The 17,980-nt window shown below is 57.2% G+C and carries 18 protein-coding genes; 4 read left to right on the top strand and 14 right to left on the bottom strand.

Annotation, left to right across the window (positions count from 1 at the left end):
- Positions 1-28 precede the first annotated feature (28 nt).
- Both yigL and pldB read right to left on the bottom strand, forming a co-directional pair.
- On the bottom strand, positions 29-829 hold the full coding sequence (gene yigL / locus INF86_RS11490; RefSeq protein WP_023299050.1) for a sugar/pyridoxal phosphate phosphatase YigL: 801 nt from the start codon (positions 827-829) through the stop codon (positions 29-31).
- 31 nt (positions 830-860) lie between these two features.
- Complete coding sequence (gene pldB, locus INF86_RS11495; protein WP_022646668.1) at positions 861-1,853, bottom strand: lysophospholipase L2; 993 nt, start codon at positions 1,851-1,853, stop codon at positions 861-863.
- A 111-nt stretch (positions 1,854-1,964) separates the two neighbouring features.
- On the opposite strand from pldB, the gene rhtB reads away from it, so the two are divergent.
- Positions 1,965-2,585, top strand: coding sequence for a homoserine/homoserine lactone efflux protein (gene rhtB, locus INF86_RS11500; protein ID WP_006812363.1), 621 nt, complete (start codon positions 1,965-1,967; stop codon positions 2,583-2,585).
- Here the strand turns inward: rhtB and rhtC are convergent.
- The 3 genes from rhtC to pldA form a co-directional block, all read right to left on the bottom strand.
- Positions 2,582-3,202 (bottom strand): threonine export protein RhtC, encoded by a 621-nt coding sequence (gene rhtC / locus INF86_RS11505; protein WP_006179256.1) that lies wholly within the window; start codon positions 3,200-3,202, stop codon positions 2,582-2,584. The genes rhtB and rhtC overlap by 4 nt on opposite strands.
- Before the next feature lie 61 nt (positions 3,203-3,263).
- A complete protein-coding gene (recQ, locus tag INF86_RS11510) occupies positions 3,264-5,093 on the bottom strand; it encodes an ATP-dependent DNA helicase RecQ (RefSeq protein ID WP_032626543.1) in 1,830 nt (609 codons plus the stop codon).
- Between the two features lie 90 nt (positions 5,094-5,183).
- Positions 5,184-6,053: a phospholipase A gene (gene pldA, locus INF86_RS11515; protein ID WP_022646666.1), complete on the bottom strand. Its 870-nt coding sequence runs from the start codon at positions 6,051-6,053 to the stop codon at positions 5,184-5,186.
- Between the two features lie 160 nt (positions 6,054-6,213).
- Between pldA and yigI the strand changes: the two genes are divergently transcribed.
- Both yigI and rarD read left to right on the top strand, forming a co-directional pair.
- The gene (gene yigI / locus INF86_RS11520) at positions 6,214-6,681 is read left to right on the top strand and encodes an acyl-CoA thioesterase YigI (RefSeq protein ID WP_193543553.1); all 468 of its coding nucleotides are present in this window, start codon (positions 6,214-6,216) and stop codon (positions 6,679-6,681) included.
- Between the two features lie 51 nt (positions 6,682-6,732).
- The gene (rarD, locus tag INF86_RS11525; protein WP_023299047.1) at positions 6,733-7,629 is read left to right on the top strand and encodes an EamA family transporter RarD; all 897 of its coding nucleotides are present in this window, start codon (positions 6,733-6,735) and stop codon (positions 7,627-7,629) included.
- Between the two features lie 43 nt (positions 7,630-7,672).
- Here rarD and corA read toward each other — a convergent pair whose 3' ends face one another.
- The 8 genes from corA to INF86_RS11560 form a co-directional block, all read right to left on the bottom strand.
- Entirely contained in the window at positions 7,673-8,623 is a 951-nt protein-coding gene (gene corA, locus INF86_RS11530) for a magnesium/cobalt transporter CorA (RefSeq protein WP_003860807.1), read from the bottom strand.
- Positions 8,624-8,773: 150 nt separating this feature from the next.
- Positions 8,774-8,830 (bottom strand): YsgD/CorL family protein, encoded by a 57-nt coding sequence (gene ysgD / locus INF86_RS22450; protein ID WP_212743980.1) that lies wholly within the window; start codon positions 8,828-8,830, stop codon positions 8,774-8,776.
- 149 nt (positions 8,831-8,979) lie between these two features.
- A complete protein-coding gene (gene uvrD, locus INF86_RS11535) occupies positions 8,980-11,142 on the bottom strand; it encodes a DNA helicase II (protein ID WP_017383586.1) in 2,163 nt (720 codons plus the stop codon).
- Between the two features lie 79 nt (positions 11,143-11,221).
- Positions 11,222-11,938, bottom strand: coding sequence for a 5-amino-6-(5-phospho-D-ribitylamino)uracil phosphatase YigB (gene yigB, locus INF86_RS11540; RefSeq protein ID WP_022646664.1), 717 nt, complete (start codon positions 11,936-11,938; stop codon positions 11,222-11,224).
- Positions 11,938-12,840, bottom strand: a complete 903-nt coding sequence (gene xerC / locus INF86_RS11545) for a tyrosine recombinase XerC (RefSeq protein ID WP_022646663.1) — start codon at positions 12,838-12,840, stop codon at positions 11,938-11,940. Before xerC ends, yigB begins: the two co-directional genes overlap by 1 nt.
- Positions 12,837-13,544: a DUF484 domain-containing protein gene (locus INF86_RS11550; protein WP_023295731.1), complete on the bottom strand. Its 708-nt coding sequence runs from the start codon at positions 13,542-13,544 to the stop codon at positions 12,837-12,839. Before INF86_RS11550 ends, xerC begins: the two co-directional genes overlap by 4 nt.
- Positions 13,541-14,365, bottom strand: a complete 825-nt coding sequence (gene dapF, locus INF86_RS11555) for a diaminopimelate epimerase (RefSeq protein ID WP_023299045.1) — start codon at positions 14,363-14,365, stop codon at positions 13,541-13,543. Before dapF ends, INF86_RS11550 begins: the two co-directional genes overlap by 4 nt.
- Positions 14,366-14,400: 35 nt before the next feature.
- Complete coding sequence (locus INF86_RS11560) at positions 14,401-14,604, bottom strand: lipoprotein (RefSeq protein ID WP_006812373.1); 204 nt, start codon at positions 14,602-14,604, stop codon at positions 14,401-14,403.
- Between the two features lie 135 nt (positions 14,605-14,739).
- On the opposite strand from INF86_RS11560, the gene cyaY reads away from it, so the two are divergent.
- Positions 14,740-15,060: an iron donor protein CyaY gene (cyaY, locus tag INF86_RS11565; RefSeq protein WP_003860816.1), complete on the top strand. Its 321-nt coding sequence runs from the start codon at positions 14,740-14,742 to the stop codon at positions 15,058-15,060.
- A gap of 277 nt (positions 15,061-15,337) precedes the next feature.
- On the opposite strand, the gene cyaA is transcribed toward cyaY, so the two are convergent.
- The gene (gene cyaA / locus INF86_RS11570; RefSeq protein WP_023299043.1) at positions 15,338-17,881 is read right to left on the bottom strand and encodes a class I adenylate cyclase; all 2,544 of its coding nucleotides are present in this window, start codon (positions 17,879-17,881) and stop codon (positions 15,338-15,340) included.
- Positions 17,882-17,980: the final 99 nt, after the last annotated feature.

Below are 17,980 nucleotides of genomic sequence, written 5' to 3' on the forward strand. Positions count from 1 at the left end.
ATCTGAACAATAAACAATCAAATGAAGATTATTCAAGGAACAGTTTGCGCAAATACTTAGGTACCGCGTTGTCTGCGTTGGTGCCAATCACTTCCAGCTCCGGGTGCAGATCTTTCAGGCGCTGGTGCGCGTTCTGCATGATGCAGCCTTTGCCCGCCATGGAGAGCATCTCGGCATCGTTCATGCCATCGCCGAACGCGATGCAGTCTTTCAGATCAAAGCCCAGACGCTTCGCGACCGCTTCCAGCGCGTGACCTTTGGACACCCCGCCCGCCATCACTTCCAGACAAGTCAGCGTGGAGAAGCTCACGTTCACGCGGTCTCCCCAGCGGGCGTTGATCGCCTGCTCCAGCGGAAGCAGCGCTTCGTGACTTTCGCAGGTAAAGAACACCTTGCTGATCCCTTCAGGATCCAGCAAACCCGGTTCATACAGGGAGTAGTTGAAGACGGCTTCCTTGAAGAAACGCATTTCGTCCGGGCGATGACGGTTCATAAACCACTCGTCGTCGCGATAAACGTTAGTGACGATATCCGGGTTGTTATGCACAATGCCGAACAAATCAGTGGCGATGTCGCGATCGAGATTGTGGGTAAAAATCAGGTTGCCGTCCGTGTCGTGTACGCGCGCACCGTTGGAGGTGATCATGTACGACTTGATCTCCAGGTTATCGCGGATCTGCCCCACGTCCACGTGGTGGCGGCCGGTGGCGAACACAAAGTTCACGCCACGGGCAGTCAGGAGTTTTAAGGTCTCTTTCGCATAAGGCGACAGGGTGTGGTCGGGGGAAAGCAGCGTGCCATCTAAATCAGATGCAACAACCTGGTACATAGGGATTTCAACCTCTGGTGGAAAACAATAATCAGTTATGCCTGTTGAAAAATTCAACAATGGCGTTGAGCGCGACTGAGCGCATAGCGTCCTTTTCAAAAAGGATCTCATGGTACGCACCGTTGATGACCAGCGGTTTACCCCCTTCACAGGGATGGCCCGCCGCGGCGCGAAGTTCACAATAGCGGTCATGCATGCGGTTATCCACCACACGCTCTTCTTCCGCCTGGATCAGGAGCGTCGGCGTGTCATCATCGCCTACGCCCGCCAGCACCTGCTCACCGGCATGAATACCTTCCCGCACCCAGTGCCAGGTGGGGCCGCCGACCCGCAGACGCGGTTCATCGGCATAAAAACGCAGGTTGCGGCGATAACGCTGCCGACTGTGGGTTAACACGTTGATGGCAAACGGCAACGCCCGCCAGCGTCCTGTTCCTATGGCATAGCCTTCACGAATGCGCTGATGGCCCTCAGCCCAGTCGAGAAGATGGCGCACCATCCAGTCAGGAAAACGTATCACAATGCCGTACATCGGCGCGGTCAGCGCAATGGCGTCGCACTGGTGCTTATGGCGCTGCAAAAACAACGTCGAGATCGCGCCCCCCATGGAGTGGGCAAGAATATAACGCTTGCGCCACGGTCCGGGCTGCACTTCCTGCTGCCAGAACGCGGCCAGATCGTCGACGTAATCGCTGAAGTTATCCACGTGGCCGCGATGGGTATCCGGCAGCATCCGGCCGGAAAGCCCCTGCCCGCGATGGTCGATAATTAACACATCAAAGCCCAGATGGAACAGGTCATACGCCAGCTCGGCATATTTGATATAGCTTTCGATGCGCCCGGGGCAAACCACAATCACCCGGTCATTTTTTTCATCATGGAAACGAACGAAGCGTACCGGGATATCCCCGACGCCCATAAACTCATCTTCCTCACGCTGGCGCCAGAAATCGGTCAGCGGCCCCATGGAGAAAGCAGCAAATGCGTTTTCTCGTGTTTCCCAGTCCTTTTTCTGCTGAAACATTGGGTTTCCACCCCCCGTAATTCAGGGAATATCGTTTTTTTCGTCACCGGTCACAAAATGACTCAACAATAGCGTATTGTGGCATAAAAACAGACGATCCGGGAGTTTCAAATGACCTTCGAGTGGTGGTTCGCTTACCTGCTGACATCCATCATCCTCAGCCTTTCACCTGGCTCGGGCGCAATCAACACCATGACCACCTCCATTAATCACGGCTATCGCGGCGCGGCGGCGTCAATTGCCGGTTTACAGACAGGGCTTGGCATTCACATTGTGCTGGTGGGGATTGGTCTGGGCACGCTGTTCTCCCGTTCGGTGCTGGCCTTCGAGGTGCTGAAATGGGCTGGCGCAGCGTATCTTATCTGGCTGGGTATTCAACAGTGGCGCGCCGCAGGCTCGATTGATCTGCATACGCTCTCCCGGACGCAAACACGCGGCCACCTGTTTAAGCGCGCGGTATTCGTTAACCTGACCAACCCGAAAAGCATTGTGTTCCTCGCCGCCCTGTTCCCGCAGTTTATCGTGCCGCATCAGCCCCAGGTGATGCAGTACGTGGTGCTGGGCGCGACAACCATTATTGTCGATATCATTGTGATGATTGGTTACGCGACGCTGGCGCAGCGAATTGCGGCGTGGATCAAAGGGCCTAAGCAGATGAAGGCCCTGAACAAAGTCTTTGGTTCGCTGTTTATGCTGGTTGGCGCGCTGCTTGCGTCAGCGCGTCATGCTTAGCGAGAAATGATGAGATGAATGCCGAAGCCGGCGAACAGTGCGCCGGCAAAGCCGTCGATCCACTTCGCGATGCGCTGGTAGCCGCGACGCATCGCCGGTAAAGCAAACAGGCTTGCCACAACGGTAAACCAGGCGAACGTCTCAACAACGATTAGCAGGAAGATCCCCCAGCGCGCGCCCGCACCGACGTTATCCCCCACAAACAGCGAGAACACAGAGCCGAAGTAAATAATCGCTTTCGGGTTCGCCAGGTTAGTCAGCAGCCCTTTCACAAAGCTACGGCCGCCCGTTGCCAGCTCAACCTTTGGCTCTTCCGGCTTTTTCTCTTCTTTCTTCAGCGCCCCGCGCAGCATCTGGTAGCCCATCCAGCACAGGTACAGACCGCCGCCAACCATGATGATGTTATGCAGCCACGCCATTTTCGCCAGGATCAGGTTCAGACCAAGCAGCGCAACCGCCGCCCAGACCATAACGCCCATGGTGATACCGAGCACACCCATCATCGCCTCTTTGCGGGAGCGGCTGACGGCCGTTTGTGACACGAAGAAGAAGTCAGGGCCAGGGCTCATCAGCGCAACGATGTGCACTAACGCCACGGTGAGAAATAGCATTAACATAATTAGCTCGCGGGGAAATAATGTAGTGAGTCATCATCCTGGCACTTTTTCGCCCGGCTGACTACTCCTCATCATCACCATCAGCGTGGGAACGGATAAGCGCCATAAACTCTTTACCAAAGCGCTCCAGTTTGCGCGTGCCGACGCCGTTGACGCTGAGCATCTCGCTGGCGCTGAGTGGCATTTGCTCGGCCATCTCGATCAGCGTCGCGTCATTGAACACCACGTATGGCGGGATGTTCTCTTCATCGGCAATGGCTTTACGCAGCTTGCGCAGCTTGGCGAACAGCTTGCGATCGTAGTTGCCGCCGTAGGATTTCTGCATCACGCGCGGCTTCAGGGCGACGACGCGCGGAACGGCGAGCTTCAGTTCAACCTCACCGCGCAGGACCGGTCGCGCCGCTTCGGTAAGCTGAAGCGCAGAGTGCTGAGCAATATTTTGCGTGGCAAAGCCGAGATGGATCAGCTGGCGGATGATGCTTACCCAGTGCTCGTGGCTCTGGTCTTTCCCGATGCCGTAAACCGGCAGCTTGTCGTGCCCCATGTCGCGGATACGCTGGTTGTTAGCCCCACGCAGCACTTCGACGACGTAGCCCATCCCAAAGCGCTGGTTCACGCGTCCGATAGTCGAGAGCGCTTTGCGCGCGTCCATCAGACCGTCGTACTGCTTCGGCGGGTCGAGGCAGATATCGCAGTTGCCGCACGGCGCCTGTCGCCCTTCACCAAAGTAGTTGAGCAGCACCAGACGGCGGCAGGTTTGCGCTTCGGCGAAGGCACCCATCGCGTTAAGCTTGTGGCGTTCGATATCCTGCAACTGCCCCTGCGGTTTCTCCTCGAGACAGCGGCGCAGCCACGCCATATCCGCCGGATCGTAAAACAGCATCGCTTCCGCAGGCAGGCCATCACGCCCGGCGCGGCCGGTTTCCTGATAATAGGATTCGATATTGCGCGGGATATCAAAGTGCACCACAAAGCGCACGTTGGGCTTGTTGATCCCCATCCCGAACGCCACCGTTGCGACCACGATTTGCAGGTCGTCGCGCTGGAATTTTTCCTGTACGTCGGCGCGGATGTGGTTTTCTAACCCGGCATGGTATGCCGCCGCGCTAAAGCCGCGATTTTGCAGACGCGCAGCGGTGTCTTCCACCTTCGCGCGGCTGTTGCAGTAGATGATGCCGGACTTGCCGCGCTGCTCCTGCACGTAGCGCAGGAGCTGATCCAGCGGCTTGAATTTTTCCATCAGCATATAGCGGATGTTCGGCCGGTCGAAGCTGCTGACCTGAATATAGGGGTCTTTCAGCCCCAGCAGGCGAACGATATCCTGACGCGTGGTGTCATCCGCCGTGGCGGTAAGCGCCATAAACGGCAGCTCAGGGAAGCGCTGACGCAGTTGGCCGAGGGCGGCATATTCCGGGCGGAAATCGTGCCCCCACTGGGAGATACAGTGCGCTTCATCCACCGCCAGCAGCACCGGGTTCCAGTGCGCCAGGTGATCGAGGAAGTTGTCCAGCATCAGACGCTCTGGCGCGATATACAGCAGGCGGATCTGCCCGGTGCGGCACCCGGCCATCACCTCTTGCTGCTGCTCGCGGGTTTGCGTCGAGTTAAGACAGGCCGCCGCCACGCCGTTGGCAAGCAGCTGGTCGACCTGGTCTTTCATCAGGGAAATAAGGGGGGAGACCACAACCGTCAGGCCATTAAGTACCAGCGCGGGCACCTGATAGCAGAGCGATTTTCCGCCGCCGGTCGGCATGACCACCAGGCAATCGCGGCCTTCCAGCACGGTTTCAATGATGGTTTCCTGGCCAGGACGGAACTGCTGGTAGCCAAAGGTTTCATGCAAAACCTGTTTAGCCAGCGATTCCTGATTCAATACTTCCGCCTGCGCCACGTTAACCCCATATGCCAGAAATGAAACAGGCGCTATTTTCAGCGCCTGAGAGAGAAACTTCAACGTTTAACGCAAAAACATTCGAGCAGCTTAGAAAATATCGTTCAGCATGACGCCCACACCAACGCGGGTCTGGTTGAAGTTATAGTCGATCAGCGATTCGCCATAACCGCTATACACCTGGGTATAGAGACGAACGTGTTTCGTCACCGGGTAGCTCAGGCCCAGCTCTGCGCCGCCGTAGCCGGTATTCCAGTTGTACTGCCCTTTGGCGCTCAGCACCGCGTCACCCAGCTGATAGCCCACTTTAAGCTGATAATAGCCCATGTATTTGGTGATATCCGGGTTGTCATCGGTGCTGCCCACCACGTACCACGGCTTCACTTCCACCATGAAATTGCCGTTCTGCGCCATCAGACGCGTATAGACGCGATTCCAGCTGCGTGAGGTTGGGTCGGAACGACCGTTGGAATCGTGGTTATAGCCCACCTCCACGTCGCGCAGCGTCCAGCCTGCAAACTCATAATCAGTGGCGAAACCGAGGAACAGCTGCGGTTCATAGTTGGTTTCGCGGAACGGTGAAGATTCCCCGCTGTTGGAGAGCTGCCACCATGACTTCTGCGTGTAAGATGCACCAAGCACCGAGTTCGGCCCCAGGATGCCGCGCCATAACGGGAAGGCCAGGCTGAGCTGGAACTTCACCTCATCTTTACGCGCATTGTCAGACCAGTTATAGGAGCTTATCGCCTCTTTGTTGAGATCGCTGGTCTGGGTATAGATCACGTAGTTTGTGTCATAGGGGTAGAGCGTGAACGGATTGTCATGCTCCTGAAGCATATTGGCGATGATGCTGCCCTGAACGGCAGGTTTATCATGCACTTCTTTGATCGTCGCTTCCTGCGCATATGCTGTGAGGGGCAGCGCAACCGCCGCCAGTAACCAACCCAGATACGTCCGCATCGGTGGTGTTCTCCTGAAATTGTGACATTTAATGAATAGTTTTGTCCGGGCATTCTACAGACTTCTGCGATAACTTCCGCTTCCTCGTTTCTTAAAGTGGCATTCCTTTATCCTGAAGCATAAAATCAACATTTTGTTAACAACAAGGATGCCACGTCAGATGTCAGCCACACTCACCGCCGAAGAAACCTTAAAGCTCGTGGGCGAGATTTTTGTGTACCACATGCCATTCAACCGTGCACTGGGTCTTGAGCTGGAGCGATACGAAAAAGACTTAGCTCAGCTGAGTTTCAATAATCAGCCAATGATGGTCGGTAACTGGGCGCAAAGCATTTTGCACGGCGGGGTGATTGCCTCTGCGCTGGACGTGGCGGCCGGTCTGGTGTGCGTGGGCAGCACGCTGACGCGCCATGACACCATCAACGAAGATGAATTACGCCAGCGCCTGTCGCGCATGGGCACCATCGATTTACGCGTCGACTATCTGCGACCGGGACGCGGAAACCGCTTCACCTGCACCAGCAGCCTGCTGCGCGCCGGGAATAAAGTTGCCGTCGCCCGCGTTGAGCTGCATAACGAGGAGCAGGTTTATATCGCCAGCGCAACCGCCACTTATATGGTGGGTTGAGGCGGCAAATTCGGGTAAAATTACTTCACTTTTTTGTAACGGATTTTCCCGATGGATGCTAAACAGACGCGGCAGGGCGTTTTACTCGCCCTTGCCGCTTATTTTATTTGGGGTATCGCGCCGGCGTACTTCAAGCTTATCGCCTATGTCCCGGCGGACGAGATCCTCACTCACCGCGTCATCTGGTCGTTTTTCTTTATGATTGCGCTGATGAGCATCAGCCGTCAGTGGTCAGGCGTCAAAACGCTACTGAAAACCCCGAAAAAGGTCTTCCTGCTTGCCCTCTCTGCGGTGCTGATTGGCGGAAACTGGCTGCTGTTTATCTGGGCGGTGAATAACCATCACATGCTCGAAGCCAGCCTGGGCTACTTCATTAACCCGCTGGTGAACATCGTGCTGGGGATGATTTTCCTCGGCGAACGTTTCCGCCGGATGCAGTGGGTGGCGGTGATTCTGGCCCTCTGCGGCGTACTGGTGCAGCTGTGGACCTTCGGTTCACTGCCGGTTATCGCCCTGGGGCTGGCGTTCAGCTTTGCCTTCTACGGCCTGGTGCGTAAAAAAATCGCCGTGGAAGCGCAGACGGGAATGCTGTTTGAAACCCTGTGGCTGCTGCCTGTCGCCGCGATCTACCTGTTCGGTATTGCCGACAGCGCCACCAGCCACATGGGCAGCAACCCATGGTCGCTGAACCTGATGCTGATGGCGGCGGGCGTGGTCACGACGATTCCCCTGCTGTGCTTCACCGGCGCGGCAACGCGTCTGCGTCTCTCGACGCTTGGCTTCTTCCAGTACATCGGCCCGACGCTGATGTTCCTGCTGGCGGTGGTGTTTTACGGCGAGGTGCCGGGTGCGGATAAGATGGTGACGTTTGCCTTTATCTGGGTGGCGCTGGCGATTTTCGTTGCGGATGCAATTTATACCCAGCGCAGGACTCGCAGAGGAATTTAGGTGCTTTGTAGGGCGGGTAAGCGCAGCGCCACCCGCCTGATTTTTACAACCAGTTCTTCCGCTTGAAGTACAGGTACGGCGCCAGCCCGGCGAGGATCATAAAGATAATCGCCCCCGGGTAGCCAAAGCTCCACTTCAGCTCCGGCATAAACTCAAAGTTCATCCCGTAGCTGGATGCCACCAGCGTCGGCGGCAGGAACACCACGGAAACCACCGAGAAGATCTTGATGATGCGGTTCTGCTCGATGTTGATAAAGCCCATTGCCGCCTGCATCAGGAAGTTGACCTTCTGGAACAGGGATTCGTTGTGCGGTAGCAGGGATTCAATATCGCGTAAGATCTCACGCGCCTGCTCCAGCTGACCGCCCGGCAGACGCGCCTTGCGAACCAGGAAATTCAGCGCGCGCTGGGTATCCATCAGACACAAACGCACCTTCCAGCCGATATCTTCCAGCTCTGCCAGCGTGGACAACGCTTCGTCGTACTCATCACCCTGATGGCCTTCCATGATCACGCGGCTCAGCTTTTCCAGGTCGCTGTAGATGTTTTCGATCTCATCCGCCAGCTGTTCGATTTTGGTTTCGAACAGATCCAGCAGCAGCTCATAGGCGTTACCGTCCATCATCGCCTGGCTGCGGGCGCGCATGCGGTAGAGACGAAACGCAGGCAGTTCGCGCTCGCGCAGGGTGAACAGGCGGCCATCGCGGATGGTAAACGCCACGGTGGAGTTCCCCGCGTGGTCTTCGGCATCTTCGAAGAAGAAGAAGGAGTGAATGTGCAGGCCGTCTTCGTCTTCAAAAAAACGGGCGGATGCTTCGATGTCTTCCAGTTCCGGGCGTGTCGCCAGGCTTTGCCCCAGTTCAGATTGTACGCGAAGGCGCTCATCGTCGTCCGGCTCGACCAGATCCACCCATACGGCATCAATGAGGGGCTGTGACTCTTCGGCTTCAAGCCGAGTCAGTCGGTTATTTTCGAGTTGAAATGCGCTCAACATGACCGGGACTCCCAATGCAAAAAATATCGGACAGTTCGGTGGGCACACAGAAACAAATTGGGTTTCAGACCATTAAACAGCCTGACTCAGCGCGACGGGAATGATGCAGTCGCTGACAACCACTAAGGCCATCAGCAAGAGGAGATAGCCTTAGGAGTTGTTCCTGGATGACAGGGAATTGAGCCAGTATCTACTGGGTGTGTCCAAGGCGAATGTCCTCTTAGCGTAATCGTGCGCGCATGTTACGCCAGCAATAACTGTGGCGTCAACACGCAACGGAACGCTGAAGGGCATTAATTGACCTTCAACGTATAAGGCTAGCAGATTATTACAAAATAGTGATATTTTTCTGAAAGTTACACACTTTCCAGCTTGGCATAGGCTGCCACCAGCCATTTGATCCCCTGCCCCTGGAACGCTACCTGCAAACGGCTGTGCTCGCCGCTGCCTTCCAGATTGACGATGGTGCCTTCGCCAAACTTCGAGTGGCGCACGCGCTGGCCCAGCTTGTAACCGGTATCGGTTTCAGAGATTGGCGAGCCCATACGCTGATGACTGACCGGACGGCTGATGCTGGCGCGCAGGCGCACCTCTTCCACACACTCTTCCGGCAGTTCGCCGATAAAGCGCGACGGACGGTGATACACTTCTTTCCCGTACAGGCGGCGGGTTTCCGCGTAGGTCAGGGTCAGTTTCTGCATCGCACGGGTCACACCCACGTAGGCCAGACGACGCTCCTCTTCCAGACGCCCGCCTTCATCCAGCGACATCTGGCTCGGGAACATCCCCTCTTCCATCCCGACGATGAACACCTGCGGGAACTCCAGACCTTTCGCGGAGTGCAGGGTCATCAGCTGAACCGCATCCTGCCAGGTATCGGCCTGCCCTTCACCCGCCTCCAGCGCGGCGTGAGAGAGGAATGCCTGCAACGGCATCAGGTCTTCGTCTTCTTCGTTGTAGCTGAACTGGCGCGTTGCCGTCACCAGCTCCTCTAAGTTCTCAATACGGGTCTGGCCCTTCTCGCCTTTTTCCTGCTCGTACATGGTGCGCAGGCCGGAATCTTTGATTACCCGGTCAGTCTGGACGTGCAGCGGCATGTCGGCCGTTTCCTGCGCCAGCGCGTCGATTAACTCCAGGAAGCGCTGCAATGCGCTGGCGGCGCGCCCGGCGAGTGCTTTTTCCTGTAACAGCTCGCGGCATGCCTGCCATAGCGTGAGCTGACGATCGCGCGAGGCCTGACGCACCACGTCCAGCGTACGATCGCCGATGCCACGCGTCGGCGTGTTCACCACGCGCTCAAACGCCGCATCGTCGTTACGGTTGGCAATCAGACGCAAATACGAGAGCGCATCTTTGATCTCCTGACGTTCGAAGAAGCGCATACCGCCATAAATGCGGTACGGCATGCTCACCTGTAACAGCGCCTCTTCCAGCACGCGCGACTGGGCGTTGCTGCGATAGAGAATGGCACACTGCTCCAGCGCACCGCCGTTCTCCTGCCAGGTTTTAATGCGGTTCACCACGAAGCGGGCTTCGTCGAGCTCGTTGAAGGCGCAGTAAATCGAAATCGGTTCGCCGTCGACGCCATCGGTCCACAGCTTTTTACCCAGTCGCCCGTTGTTGTTCTCAATCAGGGCGTTGGCCGCGCTCAGTATGTTGCTGGTAGAACGGTAGTTCTGCTCCAGACGGATGGTTTGCGCGCCGGGGAAATCGTTGAGAAAGCGCTGGATGTTCTCCACCTGCGCGCCGCGCCAGCCGTAGATAGACTGGTCGTCATCGCCCACGATCATCACCTTGCCGGTATCCCCGGCCAGCAGGCGGATCCACGCGTACTGAATGTTGTTGGTATCCTGGAATTCGTCCACCAAAATGTTGGTGAAGCGTTCACGGTAGTGTTGCAGGATATGTGGTTTGTTGAGCCACAGCTCGTGGGCGCGCAGCAGCAGTTCGGCGAAATCCACCAGACCGGCGCGATCGCACGCTTCCTGATAGGCCTTGTAGACGTTCTGCCAGGTCTGCTCAACCGGGTTACCGAAGCTTTGAATGTGGTGCGGACGCAGCCCTTCGTCTTTCTGACCGTTGATGTACCACATTGCCTGACGCGGCGGCCACTGCTTCTCGTCGAGGTTCATCGCCTTGATCAGACGTTTCAGTAAGCGCAGCTGGTCTTCGCTGTCGAGGATCTGGAAATCCTGCGGCAGGTTAGCGTCCATATGGTGCGCGCGCAGCAGACGGTGCGCCAGGCCGTGGAAGGTGCCAACCCACATGCCGCCCTGGCTGGTGCCCATTAGCTGTGCGATACGGTGGCGCATCTCCGCCGCCGCCTTGTTGGTGAACGTCACGGCCATAATCGAGTACGGCGAGCAGTTCTCCACGCTCTGTAGCCAGGCGATACGGTGAACCAGTACGCGCGTCTTACCACTGCCCGCTCCAGCCAGTACCAGCAGGTTTGTACGCGAGGCGGCAACCGCGTCACGCTGTTTGTCATTAAGGCTGTCGAGCAGGTAAGAAACGTCCATTGGCACCGTCACGTCATGTCGGGCGGGCAAATGTTTCCATTCGCCAAAACCCTGTTAATTTATACAGAACAATTGATGATTATATCAGCGTCGTGAGGGATGCCAACCGTGAAATTTCCACGTGCGGCAGAAGACGGCTATCCGGGGTAGTCATCAGATCGGCATTTTCCGGCTTGATCCAGCAGGCCTGCATGCCGCAGCGGATCGCCCCGGCGACGTCCGTGGTCAGGTCGTCGCCCACGTGCAGGATCTCACCGAGCGGCAAATCCAGTTTTTCCGCTGCCAGATGATACATATCGTTGAACGGCTTCGAGCGTCCGTGCGGGCCCGCGCGCAGCACGAACTGAAAATAGTTCCCCAGACCAAACAGTTCAGGCTGAGCGTTGCCGTTGGTGATGGCCACCAGCGGCCACTTTTCGGCGAGCTTCGCCAGCGTGTCGTGGGTCTCCTGCGGCACATCGATGCGGCTGCGCCATTTGGCGAAGTTTTCCATGGCCGCTTCAGCACCCATGGCCGCGTCCTGCGCGCTCAGGCCGGCATTGAGCATCGCCTGCTCAACCGCACGGCGGCGCCATTCGGTCACGTCATGATAAATTTCCGGCTCGGTTTCCCGCAGGGACTGACGCAGCTTCTGGAACTCTTTGTTCTGGATCGCTTTCAGCGCAGGATGGTAGTTTTGCACAAACGCCAGCGACTCCTGCTCGGTACGCAGGATCACTGGGCGGTTATCGTAAAGGGTGTCATCAAGATCAAACGTCAGGGCTGAGATCTGACCGAGTGGGCGGTAAAAACGCATTATTTCCCCCGTTTGGCGCGTGGATGCGCCGCGTCATACACCGAGGCAAGGTGTTGGAAGTCTAAGTGGGTATAGATTTGGGTGGTCGACAGATTCGCGTGACCAAGCAGCTCCTGTACGCCGCGCAGGTCGCCGCTTGATTCCAGCATGTGCGTCGCAAAAGAGTGGCGCAGCTTATGCGGGTGAACGTGGCTGTTCAGCCCCTGCTTAATGCCCCACTCCGCAAAGCGCTTCTGCACGTTACGCGCCGAGATCCGCTTGCCGAGCTTCGACAGGAACAGCGCATCCTCTTCCGCGCCAAACAGACCGCGCAGATCCAGCCAGTGCTCAATCCAGGAAACCGCATTGCGGCCGATCGGCAGGCGGCGCTCTTTGCTGCCTTTGCCCATCACCCACACTTCGCCAGATTCCAGATCGAGGTGCTTTAAGTCGAGGTTCACCAGCTCAGAGAGACGCAGGCCCGCGCCGTACATCACCTCCAGCATCGCGCGGTCGCGCACGGCCAGCGGATCGTTAAGATCGATATCCAGCAGGCGGTTTACGTCGTCGACGTCGATATTTTTCGGCAGATGACGCGGGGCCTTTGGCGTGGCGATCCCTTTTGCCGGGTTGGCTTTCAGACCGCCCTGGCTGACCAGCCAGTCGAAGAAACTACGCAGGGCAGAGAGCCGGAGCGCCAGGCTCGCCGGGCTTAAGTTTTTTTTACGGCTACGCACAACGAAGCCGCGAACCGTGGCAGCGTCACATTGTTGCCAGCTTTTCAGGCCGATTTCATCGGCAATCTGCATGATGGCATCAAGCTGACGCTGATAGTTGAGCAGCGTAATAGGGCTAAGCTGGCGCTCAACGCCCAGATAGCGCAGAAAACGGGTGACGTCAGTGGCGAGCAGTCCGTCCGTCATACGCGCTCAATCCAGCGCTCCAGCAGCTCAGGCAGCATCAGGGCGATCTCCTGCAACAGTTGCGTGCCCTGCCCCTGTTCATAATGATGCGCGTCGCGGCTGGTAAATAACATCACACCCAGGTCACCATCGCGCCCCATCAGCGACATCGCCACCGAGCCGATAGCTTTGGCTTCCGGTAGCACCACCAGCAGTTCTGGCCCGTTAAGCGGCCCCAGATAGTGGTGCTCATGGCCCAGACGCTGAATGCGCAGCGGTTCAAACGCCTGACGGCTCAGCGCCAGATGGGTAAACCCGGACGGCGCGCCAATGCGCCAGCGGTCAGGGAAGAGACGGATCGTCGCGCCTGCCAGCCCCAGCTCGCGCGCCCAGCGGTGGAAGCGGTTGAGGAACTCTTCGAGACTGTGCGCGGAAGCCAGACGCGCCTGAAGGTGCAGAAGACGATAGAACAGGCTTTCGTTATTGCTGGCCTGCTCCATCAGCAGCGTCATGTTCTCTTCGAGCTGATTGATGTGGTTGCGCGAGCGCGCCATGTGCCATTCAACCAGCGACACGGTCTCGCGAACCGGATGCGGCACGCGCATCCTTTCGACGACGCGTGCATTGCGGATAAAAAACTCAGGATTGTGCAGCAGGTAATCCACAACAGCGCTGTCGTCCAGCTCCGTTACAGGTTCCCGCAGTTCTTCCCCTGGTTGCTTCATAGATGGATAAACCCGTCATAAACATGTGTCGCCGGGCCAGTCATGTACAGTGGATGACCCGCTCCTTTCCAGGCGATATCAAGACGCCCGCCCGGTAATTCCACGCGAACCTCTTCCGCCAGTAACCCCTGCGAGATACCGACGGCCACCGCCGCACAGGCACCGCTTCCGCAGGCCTGGGTTTCGCCCGCGCCGCGCTCGTAAACCCGCAGGCGAATGTGTTCACGCTTCACCACCTGCATGAAACCGATGTTCGCCCGCTCCGGGAAGCGCTCGTGGCTTTCCAGCACCGGGCCGAGCGTTTCAACCGCCGCAGTTTGCACATCATCTACCTGAATCACGCAGTGCGGGTTACCCATCGAGACGACGCCGCACAATACTGTCTGCTCGGCGGCACGCATAATATAGGTCTTTTCCGCTTTGTTGGCGCGAAACGGCACGGCAGCGGGTTCGAAGTTCGGCTCGCCCATGTTCACGCGCACCAGTTCGTCGTCGGTGACGCTGAGCACCATCCGGCCGTTGGCGGTGCTGACGCGGATATCGCGCTTGTTGGTCAGCCCTTTCAGCCGAACAAAGCGGGCAAAACAGCGCGCGCCGTTGCCGCACTGGGAAACTTCGCTGCCGTCGGCGTTAAAAATGCGATAGTGAAAGTCCAGGTCAGGATCGTAAGGCGGCTCCACCACCAGCAGCTGGTCAAACCCCACGCCCACGTGCCGATCCGCCAGACGACGGATCAGTTCCGGGGAGAAAAAGACATTCTGCGTTACCGCGTCGACGACCATAAAGTCGTTGCCAAGGCCATGCATTTTAGAGAACTGCATCATTTGCTCCATTGCGCGGGTACAGAACGTAATCGTCAGAGATTGACCTGAGTCGGGCCGCCGTTATTGCCGCGATCGTTGGTATCCGGCGTAGATGACTCGATACCACTTTGCACTGGTTTTGTCGGCGGTGGTGCGTTTTTATCCTCTGGCGGGAAGTACAGTGGTCCCTTCAGTCCACAGCCGGTCAGGCTAAACAGAGTGACAAGAACGGCAAGCGTTCGAAAGACGTTTTTCATGTAGAGGTTGCCCGTAAGTTCAAATCTGTTTCTATCATCGCAGGAGAAGACACAAAAGCAAGAGTTTGCCGCTTTCCTGCAACGGGAATTATTTAGCGTTATACTGCCGCCATCACGAAAAACAGGAATAAAACCATGAACGACAGTGAATTTCATCGCCTTGCCGATACCCTGTGGATGACCATCGAAGAGCGTATCGACGACTGGGACGGCGACAGCGATATCGATTGTGAAATCAACGGAGGGATCCTGACCTTAAGCTTCGAAAACGGCAGCAAGATTATTATTAACCGTCAGGAGCCGCTTCACCAGGTGTGGCTGGCGGCGAAACAGGGCGGCTATCACTTTGATCTGAAAGGTGACGAGTGGGTCTGCGACCGCAGCGGCGAAACGTTCTGGGATCTGCTGGAGCAGGCGGCGACGGCGCAGGCGGGCGAGGACGTGAGTTTCAGGTAGTTTTGTTGCCCGGTGGCGGCTACGCCTTACCGGGCCTACAACGGCTCGAACCATAGTCCGGGTAAGCGTGAGCGCCAACCGCAACAGCAGCTCGGACCGTAGGCCGGGTAAGTGTGAGCGCCAACCGCAACAGCAGCTCGGACCGTAGGCCGGGTATGCGTTAGCGCCACCCGGCAACAGCGGCTCAGACCGTAGGCCGGGTAAGCGTTAGCGCCACCCGGCAACAGCAGCTCGGACCGTAGGCCGGGTAAGCGTTAGCGCCACCCGGCGAAAAGGGTCAGGAGAAATACTGCTGCAACAGCGGCGCAGTTTCCTGGTTAGCGGGCGCCGCAGGGGTAATCGCCTGCGTACGGAACGGGATCACCTGCGCTCGTCCATCCACATTCACAATCTGGTAGAACTGCGGCAGGTTGAAGTTGATAAAGCTTGAGCCGTAGGTAAAGCGATCGTGCGAGGATGAATAGAACCGGCTGACGTCGCGCACCAGCTCCTCTTTGCTGCCTTCACAGTGGTGATACACCTCGGCACGGTTGGTTTCATCCAGAATGTAGATATTAAACCCGGCGTTATCGCCCGACTCCTCGAAGAAGAACTGAATAATCCCTTCACTCGCAAAGCCATCCACCACCTGCGGCAGCTTAACGTGGTTGGTTTCCACCTGAACCGACAGGCCATGCAGTTTGTTGTGTGAAATCGCGCCGTAGAATTCAATGGCGTTCTCCAGCTTCTGCACCGACACGTTCAGGCGCTCAAAGAACAGCCCCCAGGTCTGGCCGGAGACGCGCAGCGCTTTAAAGCGTCCGGTTTCATTCCGGGTGCTGGAAAGACGCAATTCGATGCACTCAGACACCAGCTGCTGCACGCGGGTACGAATCAGGCCGCGAAGGTGCTGGCTGTAGCAGAACACCTCCACGCTGTCCGGCGGCGCGGCGTCCTGGTGCATCTTGCCGAGGATCGTTTTCAGCGCCTCGATCATCGCCTGCTCGCCGTTAAAGTGCAGGGTACGCACTTCGTTCCACGAGTTGCGGTACAGCAGATCCACGCTGCCCACCAGGCAGTTTTGCTGCTCACCGAAGCTAAAGACGTCCAGCTTACGGAAGTCAAAGTGAACCACCTGATTGCGGAAGGCCGCCGTCGGGTCGTATTCCAGGTTGACGATGATCGCCAGATGGCGAATCTCACACGGGCTGTAGAGCGCTTTTGGCGTCGGCGCAGGCAGACGCAGTGGGAAGTGGTGCGAGACATCCGCCACCATCTCCTGCAATTTGGCTAAATCGACCACCTCGTTGCCCTTGATAAACAACCGGGTGCGTGAGGTGAGAAGGCCGTTAAACCAGGCCCAGGCCACCAGCTTGTTAAGGTAGCGGTTATACTCCAGCGGCTGATGGCTGATGATCGAATCCATGCTTGGCGCACGGTTGTACAGATACCACCCGGTGCGGTTTGCGCGGCCCGGCGGCACGTAGATAAAGGTCAGATTCGGTTCAGACAGGTCAGGCGAAATCTGTGGGTTCACCAGCGTTACCTTGCCCGGCAACGCTTCAAACGCGGCGTACAGTTTACGGGTCAGCACCCCGATATCCTGTGGGCTGGCAGAAACGCTAAGGTTGTTACGGCGGGCAAAGCGGATCAGGTTGCGGTAGCTCTGCATCATCGCATCAAGCAGCTCGTTGTGCGCCTCGCGCACCTGATCGATTTTCCAGTTGGCGCGGTTGTCGAGCATGGCGAGACGCGCTTCGTCCCATCCCCACTCTTTGACTAACTGGCTGACCACTTCACGGCGCCAGCCAACGCAGGCGCGCTCGCGGCTCAGTTTTTCACAGACTTTGAGATAGAAACATCGACGCACCAGGTCAAGACGCGTGGCGTCATCAATGGCAGTCAGGTATTCGGTGACGCGTTCCAGCATCATGCAGTAGGCATCAAGCCCGTAGGAGACGATCTCCCCGTCGTGCAGACGCTGCTTAATATCTTTCGCCAGCAGACGCGGCGTGGGGTATTCCCAGGAGTAGGCTTCCAGCAGCAGGGTTTTCAGCACCGCTTTGTACGGTGAATCAATGCTCTTATAGAGCTGCCAGAGGCTTGCACCAAAGTACTCTTCGGCGGACAGGGAGCTCAGACCGCCTAGATCCAGCCACTCGTTTGGCGTCAGTACGCCCTGCGAGTAAAGCGACATGACGTAGTCGTCATAATTCTCTTCTTCATCGCACGGCACCATATTCCACAGAATACGTTTTCCGGCCAGGCGAACCGCAGTACGGTAAAACTCATCCAGCAACAGAATGTGCTGAGTCGAGCCGCAGTCTTCACCACCCAGACTGCCGCTTTCGTTATGGCGGAAACGGTTTTCATCAATCAGGAAGAAGCTCACTTCCACGCCGAGCGACGCCGCCCAGCTCTCCAGCAGACTGCATTTACGCTGCAACAGCTGGCGCTCTTCATTGTCGAGCCAGGACTGATGGCAGACCCAGATATCCAGGTCAGAAGAACAACTTTGCCCAACCGATGACGTGCTGCCCATGGAGTAAACCCCGGTAATCGGCAGCTCGCCTTTCGGCGAAACCTGCGGCGGCATACCACGATAAAGCTCAAGTTCAGTCAGATAGTGCTGTTGGGTTTCATCAGGCGTGAAGAGGCAAATGCCCTGGGGAACGTTACCATCGAGGTAACCCGGCATTAGCGGATGGTGATAGTGCAACAATGTCGGCAGTAGACTGTATACCTGCTGGAAAGCAGGGCCCATGGCAGCAAGCGCGCGATCCACACGCAATTGATTGATGGCATCCAGTCTCTGTTTCAGAGTCTCAATATAGAGGTACAAGACGTATCGCCTGATGTTTCCGGGTGTCGCACGCCAGTCAAAACAGAACAAGCAGCGGACCCGCAGTATTTCAAAAAATAACCGTTACCCTTTTTCGCC

Source organism: Enterobacter cloacae complex sp. I1M, assembly GCF_014982425.1.
Lineage (GTDB): Bacteria > Pseudomonadota > Gammaproteobacteria > Enterobacterales > Enterobacteriaceae > Enterobacter > Enterobacter intestinihominis.